The 23,700-nt window shown below is 61.5% G+C and carries 20 protein-coding genes; 14 read left to right on the top strand and 6 right to left on the bottom strand.

Annotated elements, in window-relative coordinates:
* Window positions 1-154: 154 nt before the first annotated feature.
* The 7 genes from ACIOU9_RS09560 to ACIOU9_RS09530 all read left to right on the top strand — a co-directional run bounded on the left by ACIOU9_RS09560 (window position 155) and on the right by ACIOU9_RS09530 (window position 8,023).
* Window positions 155-685 (top strand): very short patch repair endonuclease, encoded by a 531-nt coding sequence (locus ACIOU9_RS09560; RefSeq protein ID WP_219844105.1) that lies wholly within the window; start codon window positions 155-157, stop codon window positions 683-685.
* A 55-nt stretch (window positions 686-740) separates the two neighbouring features.
* On the top strand, window positions 741-2,024 hold the full coding sequence (locus ACIOU9_RS09555) for an MFS transporter (protein ID WP_181148757.1): 1,284 nt from the start codon (window positions 741-743) through the stop codon (window positions 2,022-2,024).
* 216 nt (window positions 2,025-2,240) lie between these two features.
* Entirely contained in the window at window positions 2,241-3,785 is a 1,545-nt protein-coding gene (locus ACIOU9_RS09550) for an ABC transporter substrate-binding protein (protein ID WP_105656060.1), read from the top strand.
* A 1-nt stretch (window position 3,786) separates the two neighbouring features.
* Window positions 3,787-4,740, top strand: coding sequence for an ABC transporter permease (locus tag ACIOU9_RS09545; protein ID WP_286134035.1), 954 nt, complete (start codon window positions 3,787-3,789; stop codon window positions 4,738-4,740).
* Window positions 4,733-5,584 (top strand): ABC transporter permease, encoded by an 852-nt coding sequence (locus ACIOU9_RS09540; protein WP_286134034.1) that lies wholly within the window; start codon window positions 4,733-4,735, stop codon window positions 5,582-5,584. Before ACIOU9_RS09545 ends, ACIOU9_RS09540 begins: the two co-directional genes overlap by 8 nt.
* On the top strand, window positions 5,577-7,115 hold the full coding sequence (locus tag ACIOU9_RS09535; protein ID WP_105656058.1) for an ABC transporter ATP-binding protein: 1,539 nt from the start codon (window positions 5,577-5,579) through the stop codon (window positions 7,113-7,115). The genes ACIOU9_RS09540 and ACIOU9_RS09535 overlap by 8 nt, the downstream gene beginning before the upstream one ends.
* A 68-nt stretch (window positions 7,116-7,183) precedes the next feature.
* The gene (locus tag ACIOU9_RS09530) at window positions 7,184-8,023 is read left to right on the top strand and encodes a transporter substrate-binding domain-containing protein (protein ID WP_181148756.1); all 840 of its coding nucleotides are present in this window, start codon (window positions 7,184-7,186) and stop codon (window positions 8,021-8,023) included.
* A gap of 104 nt (window positions 8,024-8,127) precedes the next feature.
* Here the strand turns inward: ACIOU9_RS09530 and ACIOU9_RS09525 are convergent, their stop codons facing one another.
* The gene (locus tag ACIOU9_RS09525) at window positions 8,128-8,901 is read right to left on the bottom strand and encodes an SDR family NAD(P)-dependent oxidoreductase (RefSeq protein WP_105656057.1); all 774 of its coding nucleotides are present in this window, start codon (window positions 8,899-8,901) and stop codon (window positions 8,128-8,130) included.
* 245 nt (window positions 8,902-9,146) lie between these two features.
* On the opposite strand from ACIOU9_RS09525, the gene ACIOU9_RS09520 reads away from it, so the two are divergent.
* From ACIOU9_RS09520 to ACIOU9_RS09495, 6 genes are all read left to right on the top strand, one after another.
* On the top strand, window positions 9,147-10,484 hold the full coding sequence (locus tag ACIOU9_RS09520; protein WP_105656056.1) for an MFS transporter: 1,338 nt from the start codon (window positions 9,147-9,149) through the stop codon (window positions 10,482-10,484).
* Window positions 10,485-10,537: 53 nt separating this feature from the next.
* Entirely contained in the window at window positions 10,538-11,422 is an 885-nt protein-coding gene (locus ACIOU9_RS09515; RefSeq protein ID WP_105656055.1) for a transketolase, read from the top strand.
* The gene (locus ACIOU9_RS09510; protein ID WP_105656054.1) at window positions 11,423-12,415 is read left to right on the top strand and encodes a transketolase family protein; all 993 of its coding nucleotides are present in this window, start codon (window positions 11,423-11,425) and stop codon (window positions 12,413-12,415) included. It abuts the gene before it with no gap.
* 124 nt (window positions 12,416-12,539) lie between these two features.
* On the top strand, window positions 12,540-13,202 hold the full coding sequence (locus tag ACIOU9_RS09505; protein WP_105656053.1) for a GntR family transcriptional regulator: 663 nt from the start codon (window positions 12,540-12,542) through the stop codon (window positions 13,200-13,202).
* Window positions 13,203-13,875: 673 nt separating this feature from the next.
* On the top strand, window positions 13,876-14,529 hold the full coding sequence (locus ACIOU9_RS09500; RefSeq protein ID WP_402696744.1) for a helix-turn-helix domain-containing protein: 654 nt from the start codon (window positions 13,876-13,878) through the stop codon (window positions 14,527-14,529).
* Complete coding sequence (locus tag ACIOU9_RS09495; protein ID WP_402696743.1) at window positions 14,526-15,812, top strand: type II toxin-antitoxin system HipA family toxin; 1,287 nt, start codon at window positions 14,526-14,528, stop codon at window positions 15,810-15,812. The genes ACIOU9_RS09500 and ACIOU9_RS09495 overlap by 4 nt, the downstream gene beginning before the upstream one ends.
* Before the next feature lie 83 nt (window positions 15,813-15,895).
* On the opposite strand, the gene ACIOU9_RS09490 is transcribed toward ACIOU9_RS09495, so the two are convergent.
* The 4 genes from ACIOU9_RS09490 to ACIOU9_RS09475 form a co-directional block, all read right to left on the bottom strand.
* On the bottom strand, window positions 15,896-16,969 hold the full coding sequence (locus tag ACIOU9_RS09490; RefSeq protein ID WP_105659175.1) for an alkene reductase: 1,074 nt from the start codon (window positions 16,967-16,969) through the stop codon (window positions 15,896-15,898).
* Between the two features lie 211 nt (window positions 16,970-17,180).
* On the bottom strand, window positions 17,181-17,933 hold the full coding sequence (locus ACIOU9_RS09485) for an SDR family NAD(P)-dependent oxidoreductase (RefSeq protein WP_105659174.1): 753 nt from the start codon (window positions 17,931-17,933) through the stop codon (window positions 17,181-17,183).
* 179 nt (window positions 17,934-18,112) lie between these two features.
* Window positions 18,113-18,910: an IclR family transcriptional regulator gene (locus tag ACIOU9_RS09480; protein WP_105659173.1), complete on the bottom strand. Its 798-nt coding sequence runs from the start codon at window positions 18,908-18,910 to the stop codon at window positions 18,113-18,115.
* A 93-nt stretch (window positions 18,911-19,003) separates the two neighbouring features.
* Window positions 19,004-20,365, bottom strand: a complete 1,362-nt coding sequence (locus ACIOU9_RS09475; RefSeq protein ID WP_286172303.1) for a flavin monoamine oxidase family protein — start codon at window positions 20,363-20,365, stop codon at window positions 19,004-19,006.
* 73 nt (window positions 20,366-20,438) lie between these two features.
* On the opposite strand from ACIOU9_RS09475, the gene ACIOU9_RS09470 reads away from it, so the two are divergent.
* Entirely contained in the window at window positions 20,439-21,815 is a 1,377-nt protein-coding gene (locus ACIOU9_RS09470) for a PucR family transcriptional regulator (protein ID WP_402696741.1), read from the top strand.
* A 107-nt stretch (window positions 21,816-21,922) separates the two neighbouring features.
* On the opposite strand, the gene ACIOU9_RS09465 is transcribed toward ACIOU9_RS09470, so the two are convergent.
* A complete protein-coding gene (locus ACIOU9_RS09465; protein WP_286134432.1) occupies window positions 21,923-23,434 on the bottom strand; it encodes an MFS transporter in 1,512 nt (503 codons plus the stop codon).
* Between the last annotated feature and the right edge of the window lie 266 nt (window positions 23,435-23,700).

The following is a 23,700-nucleotide window of genomic DNA, read 5'->3' as shown; positions in this document are numbered from 1 at the left end:
CCGGCCCGATCCCGGCCGGCCATTCCAGCTCCAAGCTACTGCGGCAGCCAAGGTTTGGGAACCGTTGCAAGAGGTTTCATCCGATGGCACCGGCAAGCCATCCAGCCAAAGCCCAGCCAGCAGTGCGCGGCCTGTTCGCGGCGCACAATGGACTATGGACATCATGTCGGCGGCGCAGCGCTCGGCGCTCATGTCGCGCATCTCCAGCAAGAACACCGGACCGGAACTGGTCCTGCGCCGGTTGCTGCATGCCGCCGGGTACCGCTACAGCGTGCACGGCGTCCTGCCCGCACGGCAAGTTGCCCAGCTGCGTGCTGCGCATCCCGGCATCCCGCTGCGGGGCGGAAAGCTTCCCGGATCCCCGGATCTGGTCTTCAGCGCCCGGCGCAAGGCCATCTTCGTCAACGGCTGCTTCTGGCACGGCCACGACTGCCCGGTGGGCCAGCGGCGCCCCGCATCCAATACCGGGTACTGGAACCCCAAGCTGGATGCCAACATCGCCCGGGACCAGCGCAATCGCGATAGCCTGGCGGCACTTGGCTGGGAATCGCTGACGCTCTGGGAATGCGAGCTGAAGGCGATGGATGGCGTCTTGGACAGGGCAGCAAGTTTCCTCGGACCGGTACGGATCCTGCCGGGCAGCCCCGGCGGGCAGGACCCGTCCCAGGGCACCGGAGTTGGCTAAGATCAAAGAGTCCGCCCGATCTGCCCGCAGCGCACCTGCCCGTTCCCCGAGGTCCATGAAAACCAGCACGTCCCGCTTCGAAGTCCCGGTACTGCTGGGAACCCAGACGCTGTTCAATATCGGCTTCTACGCCGTGGTTCCCTTTCTTGCCGTAGTGCTGGCCAACGACTTCCTGTTGGCAGGCGCCGCGGTGGGCCTGATCCTGGGCATCCGGACCTTCGCCCAGCAGGGCCTCTTCCTGGCCGGAGGCAGCCTGGCCGATCGCTTCGGTGCCCGGCGCATGATCCTTATTGGCTGCGCAGTGCGCGCCGCCGGGTTCCTCACGCTGGCCGCCTCGCTGTCCTTGGGCGACCCGAAGCTCTGGTTGTTCATCCTTGGTACATTGCTCACCGGATTCGGCGGGGCGCTTTTCTCTCCGGGCCTGAGCATTCTGGTGGGCGCTGCCCAGAGCGCGCGCGACAGGGGCCAACCCACGGGAGCCAAGCGGGCCACGCTCTTTGCCTGGCTGAGCGTCACCGGAGAAATCGGCGCGGTGGCCGGACCGTTGGTGGGAGCGGCACTGTGGGACTGGGGGTTCGCGGCCGTTGCAGGTTTCGGGGCAATCTTCTTCATCGCCATCGGACTGTTCCTGGCTGCGGCATTGCGCCGCTACGCTCCGGAAGGCACTTCACCGGATCATGCCGGGCCACGAGCCAAGCGGCAGGCCCGGCCTGGCAGCCTGCGCCGATGCCTGGCGGACCGGAAATTCGTGGCCTTCTGCGCCTTGCATGCCTCTGACCTGCTGGCATACAACCAGCTCTATTTGGCCATTCCCCTGGAATTGGAACGCACGGGTCTGCCCACCCAGTGGCTGGGACTGGTTTTCGCGTGGATCTCCGTGCTGACCCTGGGCTTGCAATTGCCCATCGCATGGCTCGCCGCACGGATCGGCGCGGCAGCGACCCTGCGTTGCGGATATGTCTCCAGCGCCCTGGGTTTCGGCGTACTCGCCTTTCTCCCCGCCACGGCTTTTGGCGAGAATACCGCGGCGGTACGCATCTTGTGCGCGGTCACCCTGCTGGCCTTGGGGCATATGAGCGTGCACCCTGCAGCTCTTTCGCTCGTTCCCGGATTCGCCGGACACCGGGGTACCGGATCCTACTTCGGCTTGCTGTCCAGTTGCGGCGGCCTGGCGGTGCTACTGGGGAATTTGCTGGTGGGCTGGCTCTTGTCCCAGGCCGGCCAGGGCCACGTCCCCGGATTCCTGCCGTGGCTGGTTCTCATCATTCCGCTGGTCGTTGCTTCTTGGCTTGGCGCATCGCTCGTGAGGCGCTCAGGCCTGCAGACCCAGGGTGCGTGAACTGCGACACATGACGCGCTGCCCTCGCAGAATTTCCACGGGGCACCCCAAGTTTGCACTACTCAGCTTCCACTCTTTCCAGGCTCTCTGCGGGGGCTTTTCCTCCGCTTTCCCTGCCGGGTCATAATCAGCAAAACGAGGCAACTAATTAGGGTACGCTTACCGAGGCTCTATTGCATTAGATGCCAATCCATCACGTAATACCGAAGGATTTCCATGAAACTTGGACGATTGAGCGTTGCCGCAGGTTTTGCGGCCATTGCCCTGGCGCTGACCGCCTGCAGCTCCACCTCTGCGAGCTCCGCCCCGGAACAAGCCGCGGACTCGGAAGCCCGCGTGGTCGTGGCCAATTTCCGCGCCCCGGTATCCAACTGGGCGTTGGAAAGCGACGACGCCTATGTGCTCTCCATCGCCGGTTGCTTGGAAACCCTGGCCAAATACAACCAGAGCACCAAAACCGTTGAACCGATGCTCGCTGCTTCCTGGAAGCAGTCCTCGGATACCGAATGGGATTTCGAGCTGCGCAAGAACGTACTGTTCCAGGATGGCACCGCCATGGATGCCAAGGCCGTTGCCGGCTCGCTGAACCACGTCCTTGAGGCCACCGCTCCAGCCCGTGCGGTGAACCCCAAGACCATCAAGAAGGTCCAGGCCCTCGACGCTGATACCGTGCGCGTCACCACACCCGCCGCGGATCCGTTGCTGCCCTACCGCATGGCCAGCGTGAACGCCGGAGTGCTTTCCCCTGCCGCGTACACCGGCAAGGGCATCGACCCGATGAAGCACTGCACCGGACCATTTGCCCCGGTCTCCGAAAAAGCCGGGCAGTCCCTGACCTTGGACCGCAACGCGAATTACTGGGACGGAGAGGTGAAGCTGGCCGGCGGCGAAATCCGCTACATCACCGAAGGCGCCACCCGCGCCACCCAGGTCCAGACCGGAGAAGCGGACATTTCCATGTCCATCCCGACCACCAGCCTGGCGGCGCTGGAAGCCGATAGCAAGATCAGCGTGCTCAAGGCCGACTCGCCTCGCACCTCGACCTTGTACCTGAACAACTCGCGCGCTCCATTCGAGAGCAGGGAGCTACGCAAGGCCGCCACCATGGCCCTGGATCTGCCGGCCATGGCCGCCAGCATCTACGAAGGCGCAGCGCAGCCTGCCACCGGCCCCTTCGCCCCGAGCGAGCCCTGGGCCAACCCGGATCTGGCCGTACCGCAGGTGAATATCGAAGAAGCCAAGAAGCTGGTGGAAGCTTCCGGATACCAGCAGGACAAGCCGCTGGAAATCATTGCGATCACCGAACGCGCGGAGTTCGCCGGCGTGGGGGCCATCATCCAGGAGCAGCTCAAGCAGATCGGCTTGCAGGCCAATGTGGTGACCAAGTCCTACGGCGCCGCAGAACCCGATGTGCTGGCCGGCAACTACGACATGATCCTCAGCCAGCGCAACCGGATGATCGACATTGCCGATCCGATCGGTTTCCTGCAGTCCGACTACACCTGCGAGGGCGGCTACAACCTGAGCCACTACTGCAACAAGGACTACGACCAGCTGATCGGCCAGGCACTGGCAGAGAAGGACGAGGCCCAGCGCCACGACCTGTACCGCCAGGCAGGGGATCTGCTCGCCGACGACGCCGCGAACCTCTGGCTGGTCAACGAGCAGGCTATCGACGGCGTGGGAGCCAAGGTCCAGGGCTATGTCCAGGACCCGCTGACCCGCTACGTGCTGACCAAGGATCTGGCGAAGACCAGCTAGCGTGTCTCCTCTAGCCATCATGCTGCGCCGGGCCATTGGACTCGGCGCAGCAGTTCTGCTCTCATCCTTCGCGGTATTCCTGGTCCCCTTCGTTTCCCCCGGGGACCCCGTGCGGTCCTTGCTGCGCGCCCGCATGGACATCGGGGCCGCCGACGAGGCAACGGTGCAGGCCTACGCACAGCAATTCGGCCTGCACGACCCGATGCTGGTGCAGTTCGGACGGTGGCTGGGCCGCTTCGCCACTGGAGACATGGGCATCTCGCATATCAGCGGCACCCCGGTAGCCGACCAGGTGCTGCCGGCTATTGGCGTCACCCTGTCCTTGGCCGGCAGCGCCCTGGTGGTGGCCATCGCCGTGTCCATTGTCCTGGGAGTGCTTTCGGCCACCCGTGCCGGGAGGTGGCCCGATAGGCTGATCACCTCTGCGACCCATGCACTGATCGCGATCCCCGAATACGCGCTGGCTCCCCTGTTAGTCCTGCTCTTCGCGGTGCGTTGGTCATTGCTTCCCTCTGCCGGTTTCGATTCCCCTGCCTCGTTGGTGCTCCCGGTCTTCATTCTGGCCTTGCGCCCCATCAGCTTCTTCACCGTAGCGGTGCGTTCGGGGGTGTGCCAAGCTTTGGACTCCGAGCATGTGCTGGCGGCCCGTGCCCGCGGGCTGAGCAGCACCCAAGCTTTGGTTCGCCATGTGGTTCCCCATGGATTGCTGCCGTTGTGGACCATGGTGGGTGTCTGGTTTGCCGGGTTGCTGGGCGGGTCGGTCATCGTGGAAGTCATCTTTGCCATTCCCGGAATGGGCCGGCTGATCTTCGACTCCATTGTTGATGCCGATATCCCGGTAGCCCAGGGCGGCGTGGTGGTGGTAGTGACCTGTGCCGTGGTGGTGACCGGAATCGTTGACTTGGTGCACAAGATCAGTGATCCCAATGTGAGGATTGGTGTACGACATGGCTAGGAATCATTCCAGGGAAATCCTGCTTTTCCCTCCCGCGTTCATCTTGCTGGCGGTGGTCGTCCTGACCATCGCCGCTCCGTGGATTTCCCCCTACAACCCCGACGCCCAGAACCTGGCGGACCGGTTGCAAGGTCCCAGCCTGTCCCACCTGCTGGGCACCGATGCCCTGGGCCGCGACACCTTGAGCAGGGTGCTGCACGGTGGCCGGTTCTCGCTATCGGTAGCACTGATCACCACGCTGTTCGCACTGCTGGTTGGCACCGCACTGGGCCTGCTCAGCGCGGTGCGCGGCGGGTGGCTGGATGAGCTCTTCCTGCGCGTGAACGACTTGCTGCTCGCGCTGCCCGAAATCGTGATTGCGCTGCTGATCATCGCGGTCATGGGTCCCGGATTCTTCACCATGGTGCTTTCCGTGGGCGTCGTGGCATGGACTCCCACCGCACGGTTGGTGCGTTCCATGGCGGCCCAGGCGTTATCCACCCACCATGTCGAAGCCTCCAGGCATGTCGGCGCTTCGCGCTGGTTCATCCTGCGCCACCACGTCCTGCCCTTCGTGGCTGGACCGGTGCTGGCCCAGGCGGCATTGCGCTTCGGGCTGCTGCTGGTATTGCTCGGCTCATTGTCCTATCTGGGCATCGGCGTCCAACCGCCGCAGTCCGACTGGGGTTCAATGCTGGCCGAAGCCCAGCCTCATGCCATCCGCTCCCCTTGGGGCCTGATTGCGCCGGGCGCGGCCATCTTCCTGGTCAGCTTCTGCGTCACCTTGCTGGGCAATCGAATCACCCACGTGCTGGGCGGGCAGGACGTGCTGGCCACCGAAGCCAAGGCGGAAGCCCATGACTAGAGAACTTGAATTCATTGATCTTTCGGTCAGCTCCGGCGATCAGCGATTGCTTTCCGAAGCACGCGGCGCCCTGCGAGCCGGCGAATTGGTGGCGGTTGTCGGACGTTCCGGTTCCGGCAAGACGCTGCTCACCAAGGCGATCATCGGCCTGCTGCCCCAGCAGCTGCGTGCAGAGGGCCAGATCCTGCTTGACGGCCAGCGCCTTGACCAGCTGGGCGAGAAGGCCATGGACTCGGTGCGCGGACGGCGCATCAGCATGCTGTTCCAGCAGCCCAAGCGCGTGATGAACCCGCGGCTGACCATCCGCGCGCATCTGCTTGAAGCCCTGGGAGCCCACGGCTGGGGCAAAGCCCGCCAGCACGAGCAGCAGGTGCTGTCCTTGCTCGAAGAAGTAGGCCTGTCCCCTGCCCAGCAGATTGCCGGCCAGCGCCCGGACCAGCTTTCCGGCGGGATGGCCCAACGCGCCATGCTGGCCATCGCCTTGGCCGCTGACCCGGAGTTCATTTTGGCTGATGAACCAACGTCATCCTTGGACTCGATTCTCAAGGCCGAAGTGCTGCAATTGTTGCGCCGCAAGCAGCAGGAACGTGGCGTGGGCGTCCTGTTCATCACCCACGACATCGCCAGCATCCAGCACATCGCCGACCGCGTCGTAGTAGTCAGCGACGGGCAAATTGTGGACCAGTGCCCCACCGCGCAGATCTTTTCCAGGGACCGTCACGCCAAGACACGCGAGCTGGTGGAAGCCAGCTTGCCTCCCCTGCGCACGCCACGCGTTATGGATTCCGCATGCTTGCTGGAAGCGGTGGATGCGGGCAAGAACTACACGCGCCGCGCGAAGGGACCGGCAGCATTGAAGCCCACAAGCTTGCGCCTGCACGGCGGCCAGGTCCTGGGAGTGGTGGGCCGCTCCGGTTCGGGCAAGAGCACCTTCGCCAGGCTGCTGGCCGGGTTGGAAGAGCCGACGACCGGACAGATCATCGATACGCACCACAATGGCGAAGCGACGCGGGTGCAGGTGATCGCCCAGGAACCGTACTCGTCCTTCGATCCCCGGCTTTCGATCCGCACGTCGATGAGCGCGGCGGTGCACCGGCTGCCGGCAATCCAGGCCGGCGAACGCATGACGCAAGCCATGGCCCAGGTGGGATTGGCCGAGCAATTACTGGATCGCCGGCCCGGCCAGTGCTCCGGCGGCCAGCTCCAGCGCCTGGCTATCGCGCGGGCGCTGCTGACCGAACCCCAGGTATTGATCTGCGATGAGTCCACCTCGGCACTGGATTCGGTAGCCCAGCGCCACGTCCTAGACCTGCTGCTTGATTTGCGCGAGCACATGGGGCTGAGCCTGGTGGTCATCTCCCACGACATGGACGTGATCCGCTACGTGAGTGACGACGTGGCAGTGTTCTACGAGGGCAAGCTGGTGGAGCATCGTCCGCTCAACGAGTTCCTGGGCAATGCGGAACATCAGCACAGCAAGGATCTCGTGGCCGCGCTGGACCTCACCGCAGCGGTTCCTTCCGCCGGCTGATTTCTGCTCGCGTAAGAAAACCCGGAACTCTTGTGCCCTGACTTGGACCGCTTATAGATTGATGGACTATGACCGACAGTTCGCAGAAGAATCCGTCCATCACCCGCCGCTTGCCATTGCTGGCCCTATGCGCAGCCTTGTTCCTTGCAGGCTGTTCCGCTCCAGCCCCGGATTCCGGCGACGCCCAGGAGCCAGCTTCCGAGAGCACCCGGCTGGCCAGCGTAGCTGAAGCCGGAACGCTGAAGGTCTGCACCACCGGGGACTACCGGCCGTTCACCTATCTTGACCCGGACACCGGGCAATGGTCGGGAATCGACATCACGATGGCCAAGAATCTTGCCGAGTCGATGGGCGCAGAGCCCGAGTTCATCCAGACCTCCTGGAAGGACTTGATGCCGGACTTCCTCTCCGAATGCGATATCGCCGTGGGCGGGGTATCCATTTCTATGGAACGCGCCCAGCAGGCCTACTACAGCGAAGCCACCCTGGACGAGGGCAAGACGCCCATCACCTTGTGCGAGAACGTGCAGAAGTACGACACGGTCAAGGAAATCAACCAGCCCGGGGTCCGTTCCATCACTCCGATTGGCGGGACCAACGAGAAGTTCGCCGACGCGAACTACCCGAAGGGCGAGATCATCCGTTTCGAGGACAACAACAAGATCTTCGATGAGATCATTGCCGGGCGTGCCGACGTGATGACCACCGACGCCTCGGAGACCCGCTGGGTGGCCAACGAGCACCCCGAGCTGTGCGCGGTGCACCCGGATCAGCCATTCAATTTCTCCCAGAAGGCGTACCTGCTGCCGCTGGGCGATGACGAGTTCCAGGAATACGTGAACCAGTGGCTGAACATGGCCAAGAACGATGGGACTCTCGCGGCTGCCGAGAAGCCCTGGTTCGGATAGCCGCCGCCAGAACATGACAATAGGCCAGCGGCCACGCCCCGAACTTTCTCGGGGCGTGGCCGCTGGCTTCTTCTTTTCCTTGTACTGGCACAAGCCAGGAACTGCTAATGCATGTGGCTGCCACCGTTGATGTCAATGGTGGTGCCGGTCAGGTAGGAAGCACCTTCTGAGGCTAAGAAGCCAATGACCGATGCGACTTCCCCAGTGGCTGCGGTGCGCCCAATGGGGATGCCCGCGGCAATGGCCGCCTCCTGCTCGTCGGTGCTGCCAACACGGATGTTGGTATCCACAGCGCCCGGCGCAATCGCATTGACGGTGACGCCGCTGGCCGAGATTTCGCGGGCCAGCGCCTTGGTGAACCCGAGGATTGCCGCTTTCGCCGAGGAATAGGGGACTTTGCCGAAGACTCCGCCGCCCCGCTGGGCAGAGACAGAGGACATGTTGATCACACGTCCCCATCCGCTCTCGATCATTTCCGGCAGGAATGCCTTAGTCACCAGGTACGTGCCCGTGGCGTTGACGTTCATGATCTTGTTCCAGATCTCCAAAGTCGTATCCAGGAAATCCACCGGGGAGGTAATCCCCGCGATGTTCACGACGGCACCGGTAGGAGGCAGTTCCCCCGCGGCGACGCGGGCTGCCACCGCCGCCTGGGCCGCGGCGACCGAGGATTCGTCGGCAACGTCGATCTGGTGGCCGAATGCCGGCACGCCAAATTCCTCTGCAATCTCCGTGGCTACGCGCTCGGATGCGGAGTGGTCCAGATCCAGAATCGCTATGCCCCAGCCTTCCCGGGCCAGGTGCCGGGCGGTTTCGATGCCGATCCCCTGTGGCGAGGTGGCACCGGTTAGTACTGCAGTGCGCTGGGTTTGATTCATCGGATTCCTGCTTTCAATACGGCCCGCCCGAACAACGATGAGGCGAACTTGGTGGTTGCGGTGCTCTGCTCTGGACAAACGCACCAGAAGTTTGTGGTGCACACCACGATAGTTTTGTTTACTGTTGACAGTCAACTGTTAAATTTTCTCTTGACAGAACTTGTGCCGTCGCTCACACTTCTATTAGTGTTGACTGTCAACAATGAAAATTGCCCGCATCCCACAACTCACGAAGGGAGCCACTCATGAGCAGCGAAGCTCTAGAAATGCGTGGCCCGATCCACGGCACCAAGGACGCCAAGCGCGTCGCGATAGGCTCCAGCGTTGGAGCCACCATTGAAACCTACGATTTCATCGGCTTCGGCACCGCGGCCGCCCTGTATTTCGGACACGTATTCTTCCCCGGCGCTGACCCGCTCACGGGAACGCTTGCATCCTTCGCCACCTTGGGCGTAGGTTTCGCTGCCCGTCCCTTGGGCGGGATCATCGGCGGCCATCTCGGTGACAAGATCGGGCGCAAGCCGGTGCTTGTCACTTCGCTGATCGTCATGGGTCTTGCCACATTCTTCATCGGCGTGCTGCCCACCTACGAGCAGGTCGGCGTGCTGGCTCCAGCGCTTCTGGTCTTCGTGCGCATCGTCCAGGGCCTGGCCTTCGGCGCCGAATGGGGCGGGGCAATCCTGATGACCTACGAACACGCGCCATGGAAGCAAAAGGGCAGGTTCACCGGGATTGTCCAGTCCGGATTCCCGGTAGGGCTGCTGCTGGCCAATCTGGTGTTCCTGGTCAGCGTGCAGTTGCCTGGCGACTGGGGATGGCGTGTTCCGTTCCTGGCCAGCCTGCTGCTGGTGATCGTGGGACTGGTCATCCGTTCGAAGGTCCCGGAGTCCCCGGTCTTCGATGATGTGAAGAAATCAGGGCAGATCGTCAAGTCGCCGATCAAGGATGTCATTCGCACCGACTGGCGCAATATCCTGCGCGGCATCGGGCTTCGCATTGCCGAGACCGCGGGCTACGCGGTCTCCATCACCTACATGATTTCCTACCTGCACACCACTGGCTTGGCCGCGAACTGGCAGACGCTGACCGCCTTGAGCATCGCCTCGGCCATCGGCATCTACGCGACCTACCGCTGGGGCCGGCTCACCGACCGCGTTGGACGTCGCTCCGTCTACCTCTTCGCTTGCGCCTTTGCCGCGCTCTTCGGCATTCCGATGTTCCTCATGGTCAACACCGGCTCGTTCCTGATGATCATTGCCACGATCGTGATCTCCTATGCCATCTGCCAGAACTCCATGGCAGGTGCCCAGGGGGCCTGGTTCCCGGAGCTCTTCCAGGCCAAGACCCGCTCCTCCGGCGCCTCACTGGCTTACCAGATTTCGGCCATGGTTTCCGGTTTCACCCCGTTCATCACCACTTTGCTTTTCATGCAGTTCGGCTGGATGGGCCCGGCCGCGCTCTTCATCGGCTACGCGCTAATCGGCCTGTGGGCGGCTCTGGTGACCAAGGAAACCTGGGGCCCTCGCGAACGCCACCTTGCTGACCAAGCCATCGCCGAGAATCCGCAGGCAAGTTGCGTCTGACCCCGGGCAGCCACCCCGAACACCGACCCGTTGAATTCCCGAAAGGACATCCCATGGCAATTGCAGCCACCGAAGACCAGGCGCTGAATCTGGACCAGCGCACCAAAAGGGTCCACGACGCCGCGTACCGCATCCGCCACCACTCGCTGAATATGGGCGAGGTGCAGGGCCAAGGTTACGTCGGGCAGGCATTGGGCGCCGCGGACATGTTCGCCGCCGTCTACGCGGACCAGCTGGACTTCCGCCCGGCAGAACCGGACTGGGAAGACCGCGACCGCTTCCTGCTTTCCACCGGCCACTACGCCATCGGCTTCTATGCCGCACTGGCCGAAGCGGGAATCATCCCGGTGGAAGAGCTGGAAACCTACGGTTCGGACGATTCCCGGCTCCCGATGTCCGGAATGTCCACCTACACCCCCGGCATGGAGATCTCCGGAGGCTCCCTGGGGCACGGCCTGTCCATCGCAGTGGGCATGACCCTGGGACTGCGCCACCAGAACAGGACCCAGCGGGTGATCAATTTCCTCTCCGATGGCGAACTGGATGAAGGCTCCACCTGGGAAGCGGCCATGGGAGCCGCCCACCACCAGCTGGGCCAGCTGACCGCCATGGTGGACATCAATGCCCTGCAGGCCGATGGCGCGACCGCCGGGGTGCTGCGCACCGAACCGGTCACCGAGAAATGGGAAGCCTTCGGCTGGTACGCCCAGCGGATCAACGGCAATGACCCGCGAGCGCTGCTGCAGGCCTTCGACAACATCGCGGCCCAAGCGGCCCTCGCCTCGCGCCCCTCGGTCATCCTGTGCGACACCAAGGTAGGCCGCGGCGTTCCGCTGCTGGAAAACCGCGAGAAAGCCCACTTCATGCGCATTGAAGACAACGAATGGCAGATCTGCCGCGACCAACTCACCGAAGGCTTCGAAGGGAGCAACTCCTAAATGTCTGCCACCGCTAAACCACGACTGAAAACCTCGGCCATGATCGCTTCCTTCGCGGAGCCGGGCCAGAAGACCGCGCCAGCGCCTTTCGGCCATGCCCTGGCCAAGGCGGCCGACCAGGATCCGCGCATCGTGGGCCTGACCGCCGATCTGGGCAAGTACACGGATATGCACATCTTCGCCCAGCAGCATCCCGAACGCTTCTTCCAGATGGGCATGGCCGAGCAGCTGCTGTTCGGAGCCGCCGCGGGATTCGCCGAAACCGGGATGATCCCCTTTGCTTCCACCTATTCGGTGTTCGCGGCCCGACGGGCCTATGACTTCCTGTGCCTGGATATCGCCGAGCCGAACCTCAATGTGAATATCGTGGGCGGCCTGCCCGGGCTGACCACCGGCTATGGCCCGAGCCACCAGGCCACCGAGGACATTGCCATTTTCCGCGGGATGCCGAACCTGACCATTGTGGATCCCTGCGACTCGGTGGACATCGAGCAATCGGTGCCGCAGCTAGCGGCCTGCGAAGGGCCAACCTACCTGCGCCTGCTGCGTGGCAAGGTGCCTACCGTCCTGGATGAATACGACTACAGCTTCGAATTGGGCAAGGCAAAAGTACTACGCGGCGGACGTGACGTCGTCTTCGTCTCCAGCGGCCTGATGACCATGCGCGCGCTGGATGCCGCGAAGGAACTGGCCAAGCACAACGTGGATGTTTCGGTGGTGCACTCCCCCACCATCAAGCCCTTCGACTCGGAAACAGTCCTGAAGGAGGTTGGAGGGGACCGCCTGGTGGTCACGCTGGAAAACCACTCGGTCATCGGCGGGTTGTTCGAGACCCTGGCCTCCACCATGATCCGCGGCGGGGTTTCCTCTAAGGTCGTTCCCATCGGCCTGCCCGATGAATTCTTGGACGCAGGCGCGTTGCCGACACTCCATGACCGCTACGGGTTGTCGATCAGCGCAATTGTGTCCAAGGTCCTCTCCGAACTCGGCTAGCTCGCCGGGTAATCCACCAGAACGATCGCCTTTGGCGGGTGCGTTGCTCTCGACGCACCCGCCAAAGGCGCTAAAATCAACAGTTAACAATCAACAGTTGATCTCCAAGATTGAGGGGCGCTTTATGGCTATGGCCGATTCTTCCTTGGTGGGGCTTCGGAAAAAGAGCCTGCGCGAGCAGGCTCTGATCGCCCTGCGCCGCGCCATCACGACCGGTGAACTGGAGCAAGGCACCCACCTAGTGGAAACAGAGCTGTCTGCCTCCATGCAGATCAGCCGGGGCACCTTGCGCGAAGCCTTGCGCCAGCTGGAGCAGGAGGGCCTGGTCTCCGCAGGCGAACGCGGCCGGTTGTCAGTTCGCCACCTGGACAACAAGGAAATCCAGGACATCTTCGCGGTGCGTGCCTCGCTGGAAACCCTGGCGGCAACGACGTTGCTGCAGCGCGAAGACCTTTCAGACGCTCTCGCGCAACTGCGCTCCGCGGTCAGCACCATGGAGCAACTCGAGGGCCATGAAATCGAGGAGCGGATCGAAGCGGATCTCGAGTTCCACCGCACTCTGTGCCGGCTGTCCGAGAATGACACCTTGCTGCATGCCTGGGAGCAGCTTGAGGGCTCCATCCGCATGTCCATCATGTTCGGCGGCTACGAACGCGGGGTGCGCAATATGGATGTCGCACGGCATTTCAAGCTGGTGGACACCATCGAAGCTGGCGACAGGGCCGCGGTAAGCGCGGAAATCTCCGAGCATATGCGCATTGCCGCCGAAACCCTGATGGGCTCATAGGACTCTTCTGCGGTCTGCCCATCTCGCTCCTCGAGGTGTTTGTGCTACGCCTCGATGCGGCGGGGCCCAACCGGACTTGTACCGGTTACGGTAATACGGTCTGGAAAGCCGGACGTTCATCGAACAAAGCGTTCAGTCGCCCCTGACAATGGTGCCGGACGGGATCGTTGATCCGCTCCTTTTTCCACGTGCTGCTCCTCGACTGGTTACGTCGCCACCACGAACCACCAAGCGGATAGTGATAGCAACACGGATCCTTACTATCATTTTCTAAGAAAGTGATAGTAAGGGGAATTCATACCATCGCTTTGGAGGGACCCATAGCCGGCTCCCTTTACGCCTGGCCTGCGTTCAGCTCCCCTATTTTGAGGTACCAAGAGCACTTCTGACTGCCGAAAATCCTCATACTCTTTTCCGGTGCTGAAGTTCGGCGATCGAGATGACCTGGACTTTGCGCAAATGAAAAAGCTCATCAAGAGCGATTTGACGCAAAAGCTTTCGCTATTGAAACCTCCCTGTTGCCCAGTGACCTAAGCCTACGCGCACGATCATTCACATTAATCAATGTGAACAAACGTATACTTTCGTAAAAGTGTACGTATATTCACCTTCTTGATTGTGCACGTACGTTCACTTATAATAATGTGTATATACGTGCACAACAGGAGGTTTCATGAATCGCGACGTTTCGTCCCAAAAGGAACTCGGAGCATTCGTGCATGATGCCCGGATGAAACTCGGCCTCACTCAAGAAGCCCTAGCCGACCGCGCAGGCGTTTCGCGCAAATGGCTTATAGGCCTGGAGCAGGGTGTACGCACGAGAGCTGAACTCGGCAAGGTGTTAGATACCTTTGAAGCACTCGGGATATCAATAAATCTTTCTTTCAATGCTGAACCCGAAATCGAGTCATCAGATGAAGACCGCTACCATTCGATAGCTCGTATCTCTCCGGCCGCGTCGGAAGCAATTAGAAAAGCCTCGAGTTTGGATCAGTCCTCTTTCCCAAGATTGGCACCCTCGAACATAGGTCAATCGGCCTTCCGAAAACTAGCCGCATCGGGTCTCGGCGAATCCTCATTCCAAAAGTTCGCCAAAGAACTGCGCAACCAAACAGGCATCCGAAACCTAGCCGCCTCCGATCTCGGTCAATCGGCGTTGCAACAGTCCCTTAGAAAAGGGTTGCCTAGTTCAGATGCTTCGACTTTCGATCGCAACTCAAGCACCGCGAACGACGTAGAAAGCGAGCAGGATCAAGCACTTCTTGATAATGACGAATGCAATGAACCGGACAATAAAGATGAGAACAACGAACAGGGCCCGCGATGAAAGAACTCGTGACCTTTTTATACGGGCAGCCTGTCGAAATCCTTCAACAAGATCATTCCGGTAACAGAAAATTTCAATTCGTCCCACAAGATTCTAGACAAGCCAGATTATCCCTGGCAATGCCCTATCGAGAGACCCCTTACCAGCGCTCTATTACTGATCCGTTCATCGAGGGGCTAATTCCGGAAGGCGAAGCTGTCCGCCAGTCGTTCGCTGATGACTTTGGCATTTCGGCAAAGAATCCCTTCGCCTTACTTGAGCATATTGGGTTTGAATGTGCAGGAGCAGTGCAGTTCGTACGGCCGGATGAAATTGATGAGTTAACGCGTTCCGCAGGTGAACTCGTGGCTTGCAACGACAATGAAATCGGTCAACGCATCAGGGTTTTATTTTCGTCTCCGAAAGGATCGTGGACTGTCGGTCGTGAAAGGTGGTCACTAGCTGGAGCTCAAAGCAAATTCGCTTTGAGATGGCAGGACGGATGGCATGAAGCCACTGGCAGCGAACCGACAACCCACATTTTCAAGCCCGGCATCCAAGATTTTCGAGATCAAGCACTCAATGAGCACCTATGCCTGAAGACTTTGGGACGCATGGGATTACAAGTTGCCGAAACCAACTTCACGCAGTTTGACGGGCAATCGACAATCGTGGTGAAACGGTACGATCGGCTTATTGAGGGAAACAACGTCTATCGGGTCCATCAAGAAGACTTCTGCCAGGCCACTTCGACCTTACCTACAAACAAGTACGAGTCGAACCGAGGACCCAGCGCACTCAAGATCATTAAGACCCTTCGAGAAGCTCGTGCTCCTGAAACTGAAGTTCAAAAATTCATTGAAGGCCTAATAGGAAATTACCTTTTGGGAGCTCCCGACGCACACGGCAAGAACTACTCGATACTCCATCTCCCTGATGGCCGTGTGCAGCTTGCGCCATTTTATGACATCGCATCTGGCTTGCCCTACGAACACGTTAGTAACGACGGTTTTCCGAAGAAAAACGATGGATTGCGGAAGGCCGCCATGTCCATCGGGGGCGAGCGACAGTTCGGGAGAGTCTCATCAAAGCATTGGTCAAGATTTGCTCGTGAAGCAAAAATAGATGAAGAGTGGTTGCGGATGACAGTGAGTGCGATGACGTACGCTCTGCCTATCGCCATGGCAGAAGTTTTCGAAAACGAATCCGAGGCCATAGGCAACAGCGAACTACCGAGCAAGCTTTATCCAAAGGTCGAACATCTCTGTGCGACAACTCAAACTCTTCTAGAGCATGACGTGTAGCTCGCTGGATCTGGAGAAGCCACCGCTTCCGTTTACGAACGGAAGCGGTGGCTTCATCTAAACTAAGTCAGAAGTTTTAGAGGCTAGTTCTCCCAGAATGGGTAGTCGATGTAGCCCTTTGGACCTTCAGTGTAGAAGGTCGCAAAATCTGGTTCATTCAGCGGCAGCTGTTCCTTCCAGCGGCGCACCAGATCCGGGTTGGCAATCGCAGGGCGTCCCACGACAACCGCTTCGCCCCAGCCTTCGGAAGCCACGCGTGCGGCTTCCTCATAGGTGGTGATCTCCGCGAAGCCGGTGTTCAGCAGCACCGGTCCGCCAAATGCCTCGCGCAGCGACTGGACCAGCTCGCCGGCTGGGTCATGGTGCAGGATGCTCAGGTTGGCCAGCCCCAGTGGCGCGATGCCCTGGACCAGCGCAGTGTAGGTAGCCAGCACATCCGCACGATCGTTTTCCACGGCACCCTGGACATTGTGTTCCGGCGAAATGCGCAGGCCGGTCTTGCCAGCGCCAATGGCGTTGGCTACTGCGGTCACGACTTCGATGACAAAGCTGGCCCGGTTCTCCGGGGAACCACCGTAGTTGTCGTTGCGGGTGTTGGCCGAAGGCGCCAGGAACTCGTGCAGCAGGTAGCCGTTGGCCCCGTGAAGCTCCACGCCGTCGAATCCGGCGGCGATGGCGTTGCGCGAAGCGGTGACGAATTCTTCGATGATCCTTGGGAGTTCTCCGGTGGCCAGGGCATGCGGAACCGGGTACGCGTGCTTGCCGGTGTAGGTGCGTGACTCGCCTTCAACTGCTATGGCGCTTGGCGCCTCGACGTAGTTTGCACCGGTGGTTTCCGGGTGGGTGACTCGTCCGGCGTGCATGATCTGGGCAACGATGAGGCCGCCTTCGGCGTGCACCGCATCGGTGACCTCCTTCCAGCCGGCAATCTGCTCCTCTGTGACCAGGCCCGGCTGGCGGACGAAGCCCTGGCCGGCAAAGCTCGGGTAGGTGCCCTCGCTGACGATCAGGCCCAGGGACGCGCGCTGGCGGTAGTACTCGACTACATCTGCGTTGGGCACGCCGTCCTTGCCAGAGCGAGAGCGGGTGAGCGGTGCCATGACCAGGCGGTTGGACAGCTTGAGGTCGCCGAGGGCGAGAGGGGAAAACAGATCCATGGGGCGGGACTCCTGAATTGGAAATTGTAGTTGCACAGCGTAACTACCTCCGCAAGCAACTTATTCCGTTTCGGCTAAAAACATGAGCTGGCTAACGGCTCCAAGGCATTGGAATCGCCTGAGGCTCATTGCTTGGATTCGCGGGCTCGCCAGGAGCAATAAACCAGCGGATGCGGCACAGCTCCGCACCGCATCCGCTTGATCCGACGGGCTATACGGCGGTGTAGCCACCGTCGACCAGGTGGTAGCTGCCGGTCACGAAGGACGCGGCATCGCTGGCCAGGAAGGCCACTAGCGCCGCCACTTCTTCCGGCTTGCCCAAGCGGGCGATCGGGTGCTTGTCGACCAGCGCGTCATAGGCTTTCTTGGGCATCTGCTGCAGCAGCGGGGTGTCGATGAAGCCCGGGGCCACGCTGTTCACGCGTACCCCTGAGGTGGCATACTCCACGGCGGCCGTCTTGCTCAGGCCCACCACGGCATGCTTCGTGGAAACGTAGGCGGAGCTGCCGGCGAAGCCCACCGAGCCGAGGATCGAGGCCATGTTCACGATGGACCCTCCCCCGTTCTCGCTCATGGCGTTGGCCTGGGCGCGGGTTCCGCGGAAGACGGCGTTGAGGTTCACGGAGATGACCTTGTCCCAGTCCTCGTCGGTCAGCTCGCCCACCTTGGCGGCGCGGCCGCCGATGCCTGCGTTGTTGACGCCGATCTTCAATGGAGCCATGGCGTTGGCCGCCTTGATGGTTTCGTCGATGACAGCCGAAGAACTGGCATCTCCTGCAACAGCTACGGCTTCTCCGCCTGCGGCCTTGATGGTTTCCACGGTAGCGCCAGCGGCCTGTGCATTGAGGTCCTGGACCACCACTTTGGTTCCGTTGGCGGCTAAGAGGATGGCGATAGCCTGCCCAATGCCCGAACCGGCGCCGGTGACTACTGCCGAACGATCTGCTACATCATACTGAGCCATGATGGACCCACTTTCCGTTTCAAGATGGTCACGGGATTTCCGTTGGCCTCATACCTTGGACGCTACTCCGATCCATCTCGAAAGTCGATGACGTGTCAATCAAAGGTCTATGAGCTCAGTCACTGCTCCGCAGAGCCAACCAGGCGACGCAGGTTGCTGCACGCCAGCATTGCCCGGGCCTATTCCCCGGTCATCGAAACGATGCGTCGGCGTACCATCTTGGCACCTTCGAGCAGGCCCTCGATCTTCTGCACTTCCAGCTTTTCAGTGTCCACACGGTGGCGCGGTGCCATGTAGGCGAGCATTCCGATGAGATCGTTGCCAGCGCCGCGGATCGGGACCGCCACGGAAATGATTCCCACTTCCAGCTCGTCAATGGTGCTTGCCCAGCCGCGTTCGCGGATCTGATCCAGCTCGGCGTCCAAGGCTTTCCATGTGGTGATCGTTTGGCTCGTCAGCTTTTCCAGCTTGCTTCCGGTAGCAATGCGGATCGATTCCTTATCCAGTTCGGAAAGGAGCAGCTTTCCGGTAGCCGAGGCATGCAATGGCCAGCGCTGGCCCTGCAGCTCGGTCATCGACATGCCAATGGCGCGCGGAGACGCTTGCTGCACGAGATCCAGGTCGTACTTCCCGTGGCGCACGCTCAGCGTCACCGTTTCGTTGAGCATGTCGGCGATCTCCACTACCACGTCGCTGACCCTGGATAGCAACCCCGGGGTGGGATCAACGTCCTGGGCAATGCGGGCCAGATCCCAGCCGAGGGTGTAGTGCGTGTCCTGGCGGTCGACGAACCCTTCTTCTTCCAGGGTCAGCAAGAGGCGGAAGACCGTGGCCCGGGCCAAGCCGATCTGCTTGGCGATCTCCGTGACCGTCAAGGGTTCCCCCCTGGCGGCAAGGGCGCGCAGCACCGCGATTGCCCGTGAAACCGACCGGTTTGCCGCCATGCCGCCAGAGGATTTTCCACTTGTTTCTCCCATGGAGGGGAACCAGCCTTTCGAATAGTCTTCTATTCAGCCTAGCCGGTTGACCGCAGGGTGAACACTCTGCCCATAAATCGAGCCAAGGCCCGATTACCCTTCGAGTGCGGCGCGCACCTCACGGGATACCCGCAACCCGCTCTCGATAGCACCGTCGAAGAAGCCGGCCCAAAGGTTGGCCAGGTCGCTGCCGGCCAGGTGCACTGCCCCTTCGGCACGCTGCAGCTCGGCTTGGCCCGTGGTGTAGGCCTGCGGCCGGTGGATGAGCCAGGTTTCCTTGGCGTAGGGATCCGCGTTCCAGTCGTGGGCCGCGATTTCCAGGACTTCCAGGTCATCGCGCCAGGCACGCAGCGCTTCCTGCACGTCCTCGATACTGGTGATGTCCAAGCGTGAGGCGTCGGCGCCGAAGGAGACCAGTACTGCATCCTCTTCGCCCACGAATTCCGTGCGTACCACCGAGAGCGGGTGCTCCTGGGTGGAGTACGCGAAGAATGGCTTGATCGGACCCTTCACCCGGATCCAGAGCTTGAGCCCCTGTGATGCGGTACCTGCCTGGCTCACCTCGCGCTTGACCGGCGACAGCGCAGGCTGGATATCCAGCTCGTGCAGGATGTTCAGCGGAACGGTGACAATGACCCGGCGAGCGCGCAAGCTCTCGCCGCTTGCCAGTACCACGGTGGCGCCCTGCTCATCGTGGGCAATCGAGGCCACTGGCGCATTCAGGCGGATCTCTCCGGGAACGTCGGATGCAATGGCCTTGACCAGCTGGTCATTGCCATCTTCCAGCCGGTAAACGGCGCTGGCCTCATGCATGACGCGCCATGCTCCGGAGGTGGCCGCGGTCCAGCGGATCGCTGCGCTGAAGCCGACCTGGTCCAGCGGCCCATTGCAATGCCCCACCCAGGCCGCTTCATTGGCCTGGCGCTCGTCATCGCTCAGATCCAGGCGGTCAAGGGCCTGCTGCAAGGTCAGCTGATCGGCCTGCGCGAACTGATCGTCATTGGAGACCAAGTCGGGGCGCGGCAGGAGCTTTCCGCTTTCGCCTACCAGGGCGTGCATGCCGTGGTCGATCAGGTCCATGAAGCCGGCCAGGTCCCCGCGCTGCACCTTGCCATCGGCATACCAGAAGGTCTCCTCGGACTTCGGGCCGCGGCCCGCGCGCAGTCCGTAGCGGGTGACCTCGGCCCACACGTGCGGCTGGGTCCAGTGCAGCCAGTTTCCGCCCAGCTCCAGGTGCTTGCCCAGGCGGTCCTCGGTGTAGAGGCGGCCGCCCATGCGGTCGCGCGCTTCGAGCACGGTGACCGAGTAGTCGGCTGCGCCCAGTTCGCGGGCGGCGGTCAGTCCGGCCAGGCCGGCGCCGATGATGATGACATCTGAGTCGTAAGTGTTGTCCATGGTTTTCCGGTCCTTTTCATGTGCCAGTCGTGTACTGGTAGCCACTGTATGGTGCGGCATCCCGGAGATCACTTATGCGGATGTATGATATTCATACTATTTTCATCACTGCGCACAAAACCCTGGAGAAAAGATGGCGGAACTGCTCACGATCGCCAAACTCATTTCTGATCCGGCCTTGGATACCAAGGTGATCGCCGGCCAGTCAGGCCTTGGACGCATCGTGCGCTGGGCGCAGACCAGCGAATCCGCTGAGCCGTGGCGCTGGCTGGGTAACGAGGAACTATTGATGTCCCTGGGCCTGAATATCCCCGCGGAAGCCCAAGAGCAGGCCGATTTCGTCCGCAAGGCGGATGCTGCGGGGATTGCAGGGCTGATCATTGGCCAGGATGGGCTCGCACCCGAGCTCACACGCGAGATGCTGCAGGCGGCCGATGAACTGACCTTCCCGGTGCTGTCCACGGGACCGCAAACCCCCTTCGTGGTGATCGCCCGGACAGTGGCCGCCGTGACCACCAACCAGCTGAACCGCTCGGTCCTGCTACTTTCCCGGATGTACCAGGAAGCCGGATCGCAGAACCGGAAGGGCAAGCGCAGCGGCGACTGGGTGGAAAAGCTGTGCTCGGTGGACATTGCTGTCCAGGACACGATGACCGGATGCCCAGTGATCGGCACACTGCCCACGAATGCGCATCGCCGCCACTCCCTGTCCACCATCCGCCCCACCCAATTGCTCGTCCCGGCCGACGCGCAACTGGATGCCCTGCTGCTGGTGCACCTCAAGCAGATCCTCGCGGTCGATGCCAATTCGCTGCTCCAGGATGCCGGCAATGCCGTCGCCGCGGCCGAAACTTCCCTGCGGCTGGGCCTGGCCGGCAAGCTGGGCGAACAGGATATCGATGGCGGTGCATGGATCACTGGGGAGCCCGGATTCCGGGTCGCCTGCGCCCCGGGAAAGCTGCTCGATGCCGTGGCGATGTCCCTGTCCTTGCACGGGTTGATGCCGCTAGCCACGTCGTGGAAGAACAACTCCATCGCCGTAGTGCGCGAGAAGGATCTTCCGGTGCTACGGACGATCGCCAGCGAATTGCAGGCCACTTTCGGACTAAGCTCACCGCAGCAGCGCTTCGCGGACCTCGAAGGCGCGGCGCAAGAAGCGCAGGGGGCGATTCCTTCTGAACCCCGGCCCGGAGAACTCGTTGAATTCTCCGGACTGCAGGTGTCACTGCTGGCCCGATCCGCCTCGGAAGCCGAGCGAATCGTCAGCATGGTGCTCGGCCCGCTGGCAGGCTCCAGCAACCAGGTAGCCGTGTACCGGGATTCCCTTTTCGCCTTGCTGGACCGCGACCTGCAATGGCAGCACACCGCAAATTTCTTGGGCATCCACCGGCAGACCTTGGCCTACCGGATCAAGCAGGCCGAATTGCTGACCGGGCGCAGCGTACGCAAAGTAGTGGATATCTCGGACTTCTACCTCGCGCGCAAGGCCTGGCCCGTGGTGCAGGCCTAGCCAGTACGCACCGGCTCCAGCGGATAATTCCCGCAATGCAAACCGCCCGGTGCGCGTTCCCTCCATCGGGAACGCCCACCGGGCGGTTGCTGCGAGGCATATCGAAGCTAGCTACTTGTTTCCGGAGCACGCGCTGGCACTGGGGCGAGAAGCATGGTGGAGGTATCCAGCAGCTCATTTTCATCCTGTCCCTTGGCCAGGGCCAGCGCTTCTTCGCGCGTGCGCACCACGGGCACCGAACCTAGCAGCGGACGAGATGCCGTCTCGCGCAGCTTGAAGGTGGCACAGAGCGCAATAACCGAGAAGAACATGATGTAGTAGGCCGGCGCGAAGTGGTTGCCCGTGGTATTCACCAGGATCTGGCTGACCAGCGGCGTGGTTCCGCCGAAAATGGAAATCGACAGGTTGTGGGTGACGCCCATTCCGCCGTAGCGCGAAGCGGTGGGGAACAGCTCGGACATGACAGCTCCGGTCATGGCCAGGAAGAACGCGCTGGGCAGGGCCACCATGAACAGCGAGAGGTACAGCGACCACATCGTGCCAACATGCATCAGCGCGAAGGCCGGCACCAGCAGGACCAGGTTGCCGATGGTCGCGATCATGTAGATCGGCCGCCGACCGATCTTGTCCGACCAGTTGGCTATCACGGGGATCAGCACCGCCTGGAGGACCAGCACCACCACAGCTGCCACCGCGGTATGCACCGCTGGCGAGCCGATCTCCGCTTCGAGATAGGTGGGCATGTAGCTGGTGAGCATATATCCGGAGGTGCCGTCCGCGGCGATCAAGGCGCAGCCGATGAGGATCTGCGGCCAGTAGTGGCGGAAGATGTTCGGCAGATTGTGGCGGACGAACATTGGATGGACCTCGCCGACCTCGGCAGCCTCGCGGGCCGCTTCGAAGGTCGGGGATTCCGGGATCTTGCTGCGCAGCGAAATCGCCACGATGCCCAGCGGCAGTGCCACCAGGAACGGAATGCGCCAGCCGCCGGCGAGCATCGCATTCTCGCCCCACGCCGAGGTGGTGATCGCGGAGGTGGCAGCGACAACTGCCGCACCGGCAGCGAAGCCGAGCATCGATCCCGAGTTCAGCAGGGAGGTCATGAATCCGCGGCGGTCATCCGGGGAGAACTCGGCCACGTAGGTTGCGGCGCCGGAGTATTCGCCGCCGGTGGAGAAGCCCTGCAGCATCTTGAGCAGGTACAGCGGGACGATCACCCACAGGCCGACCTGCCCAGCGGTGGGAAGCAAGCCAATCAGCGTGGTGGCTCCGGCCATCAGGGCGATGGTGAAGAACATGACCTTGCGCCGGCCGATCTTGTCCCCGAGCGGGCCCAGGATCATTCCGCCCAGCGGGCGGACGATGAAGGATACGGCGAAACCGAACAGCGTTACCAGCAGGCCCATGCTCTGGTCCATGCCTTCGGTGAAGACCGCGGTCATGGTCACTGCCAGATAGCCGTAGACCCCGATGTCATACCATTCGATGAAATTGCCAATGCCCGCGCCGATCTGTGCGCGGCGCAATTCCTTCTTGTCGACGACAATGCAGTCATCGGCGCGGAGCCTGCGCGATACCTTGGGCAACGCGGGACGCTGCATTCTCGATGATTCGCTCATCGTATTCTCTTTCCTGCCGGGAATTGGTTTCGAGATCTGATGCTCTCGCTGCGCATGAACTGCTGTGGAATTTTCACTTGCAATAGCGAAACAAGAACTTCATAACGTTCACCAGATGATCATGCTAGTTATCTAGTGAACACGACACTTCGGTGATGCACAACACATTCAGCAAAACATTTCATCGTCGGACCCAGCTCCGGGGCCCGGAAATTCAAGGAGTTCAGCTGCACGAACAGAGCTGACAAGGAGACTGAGATGATTTT

Origin of the sequence: Glutamicibacter sp. NPDC087583 (assembly GCF_044743685.1) — a bacterium.
GTDB lineage: Bacteria > Actinomycetota > Actinomycetes > Actinomycetales > Micrococcaceae > Glutamicibacter.
Note: the sequence above shows the minus strand (reverse complement) of the source record. Positions and strands in the feature narration are given on the sequence as shown.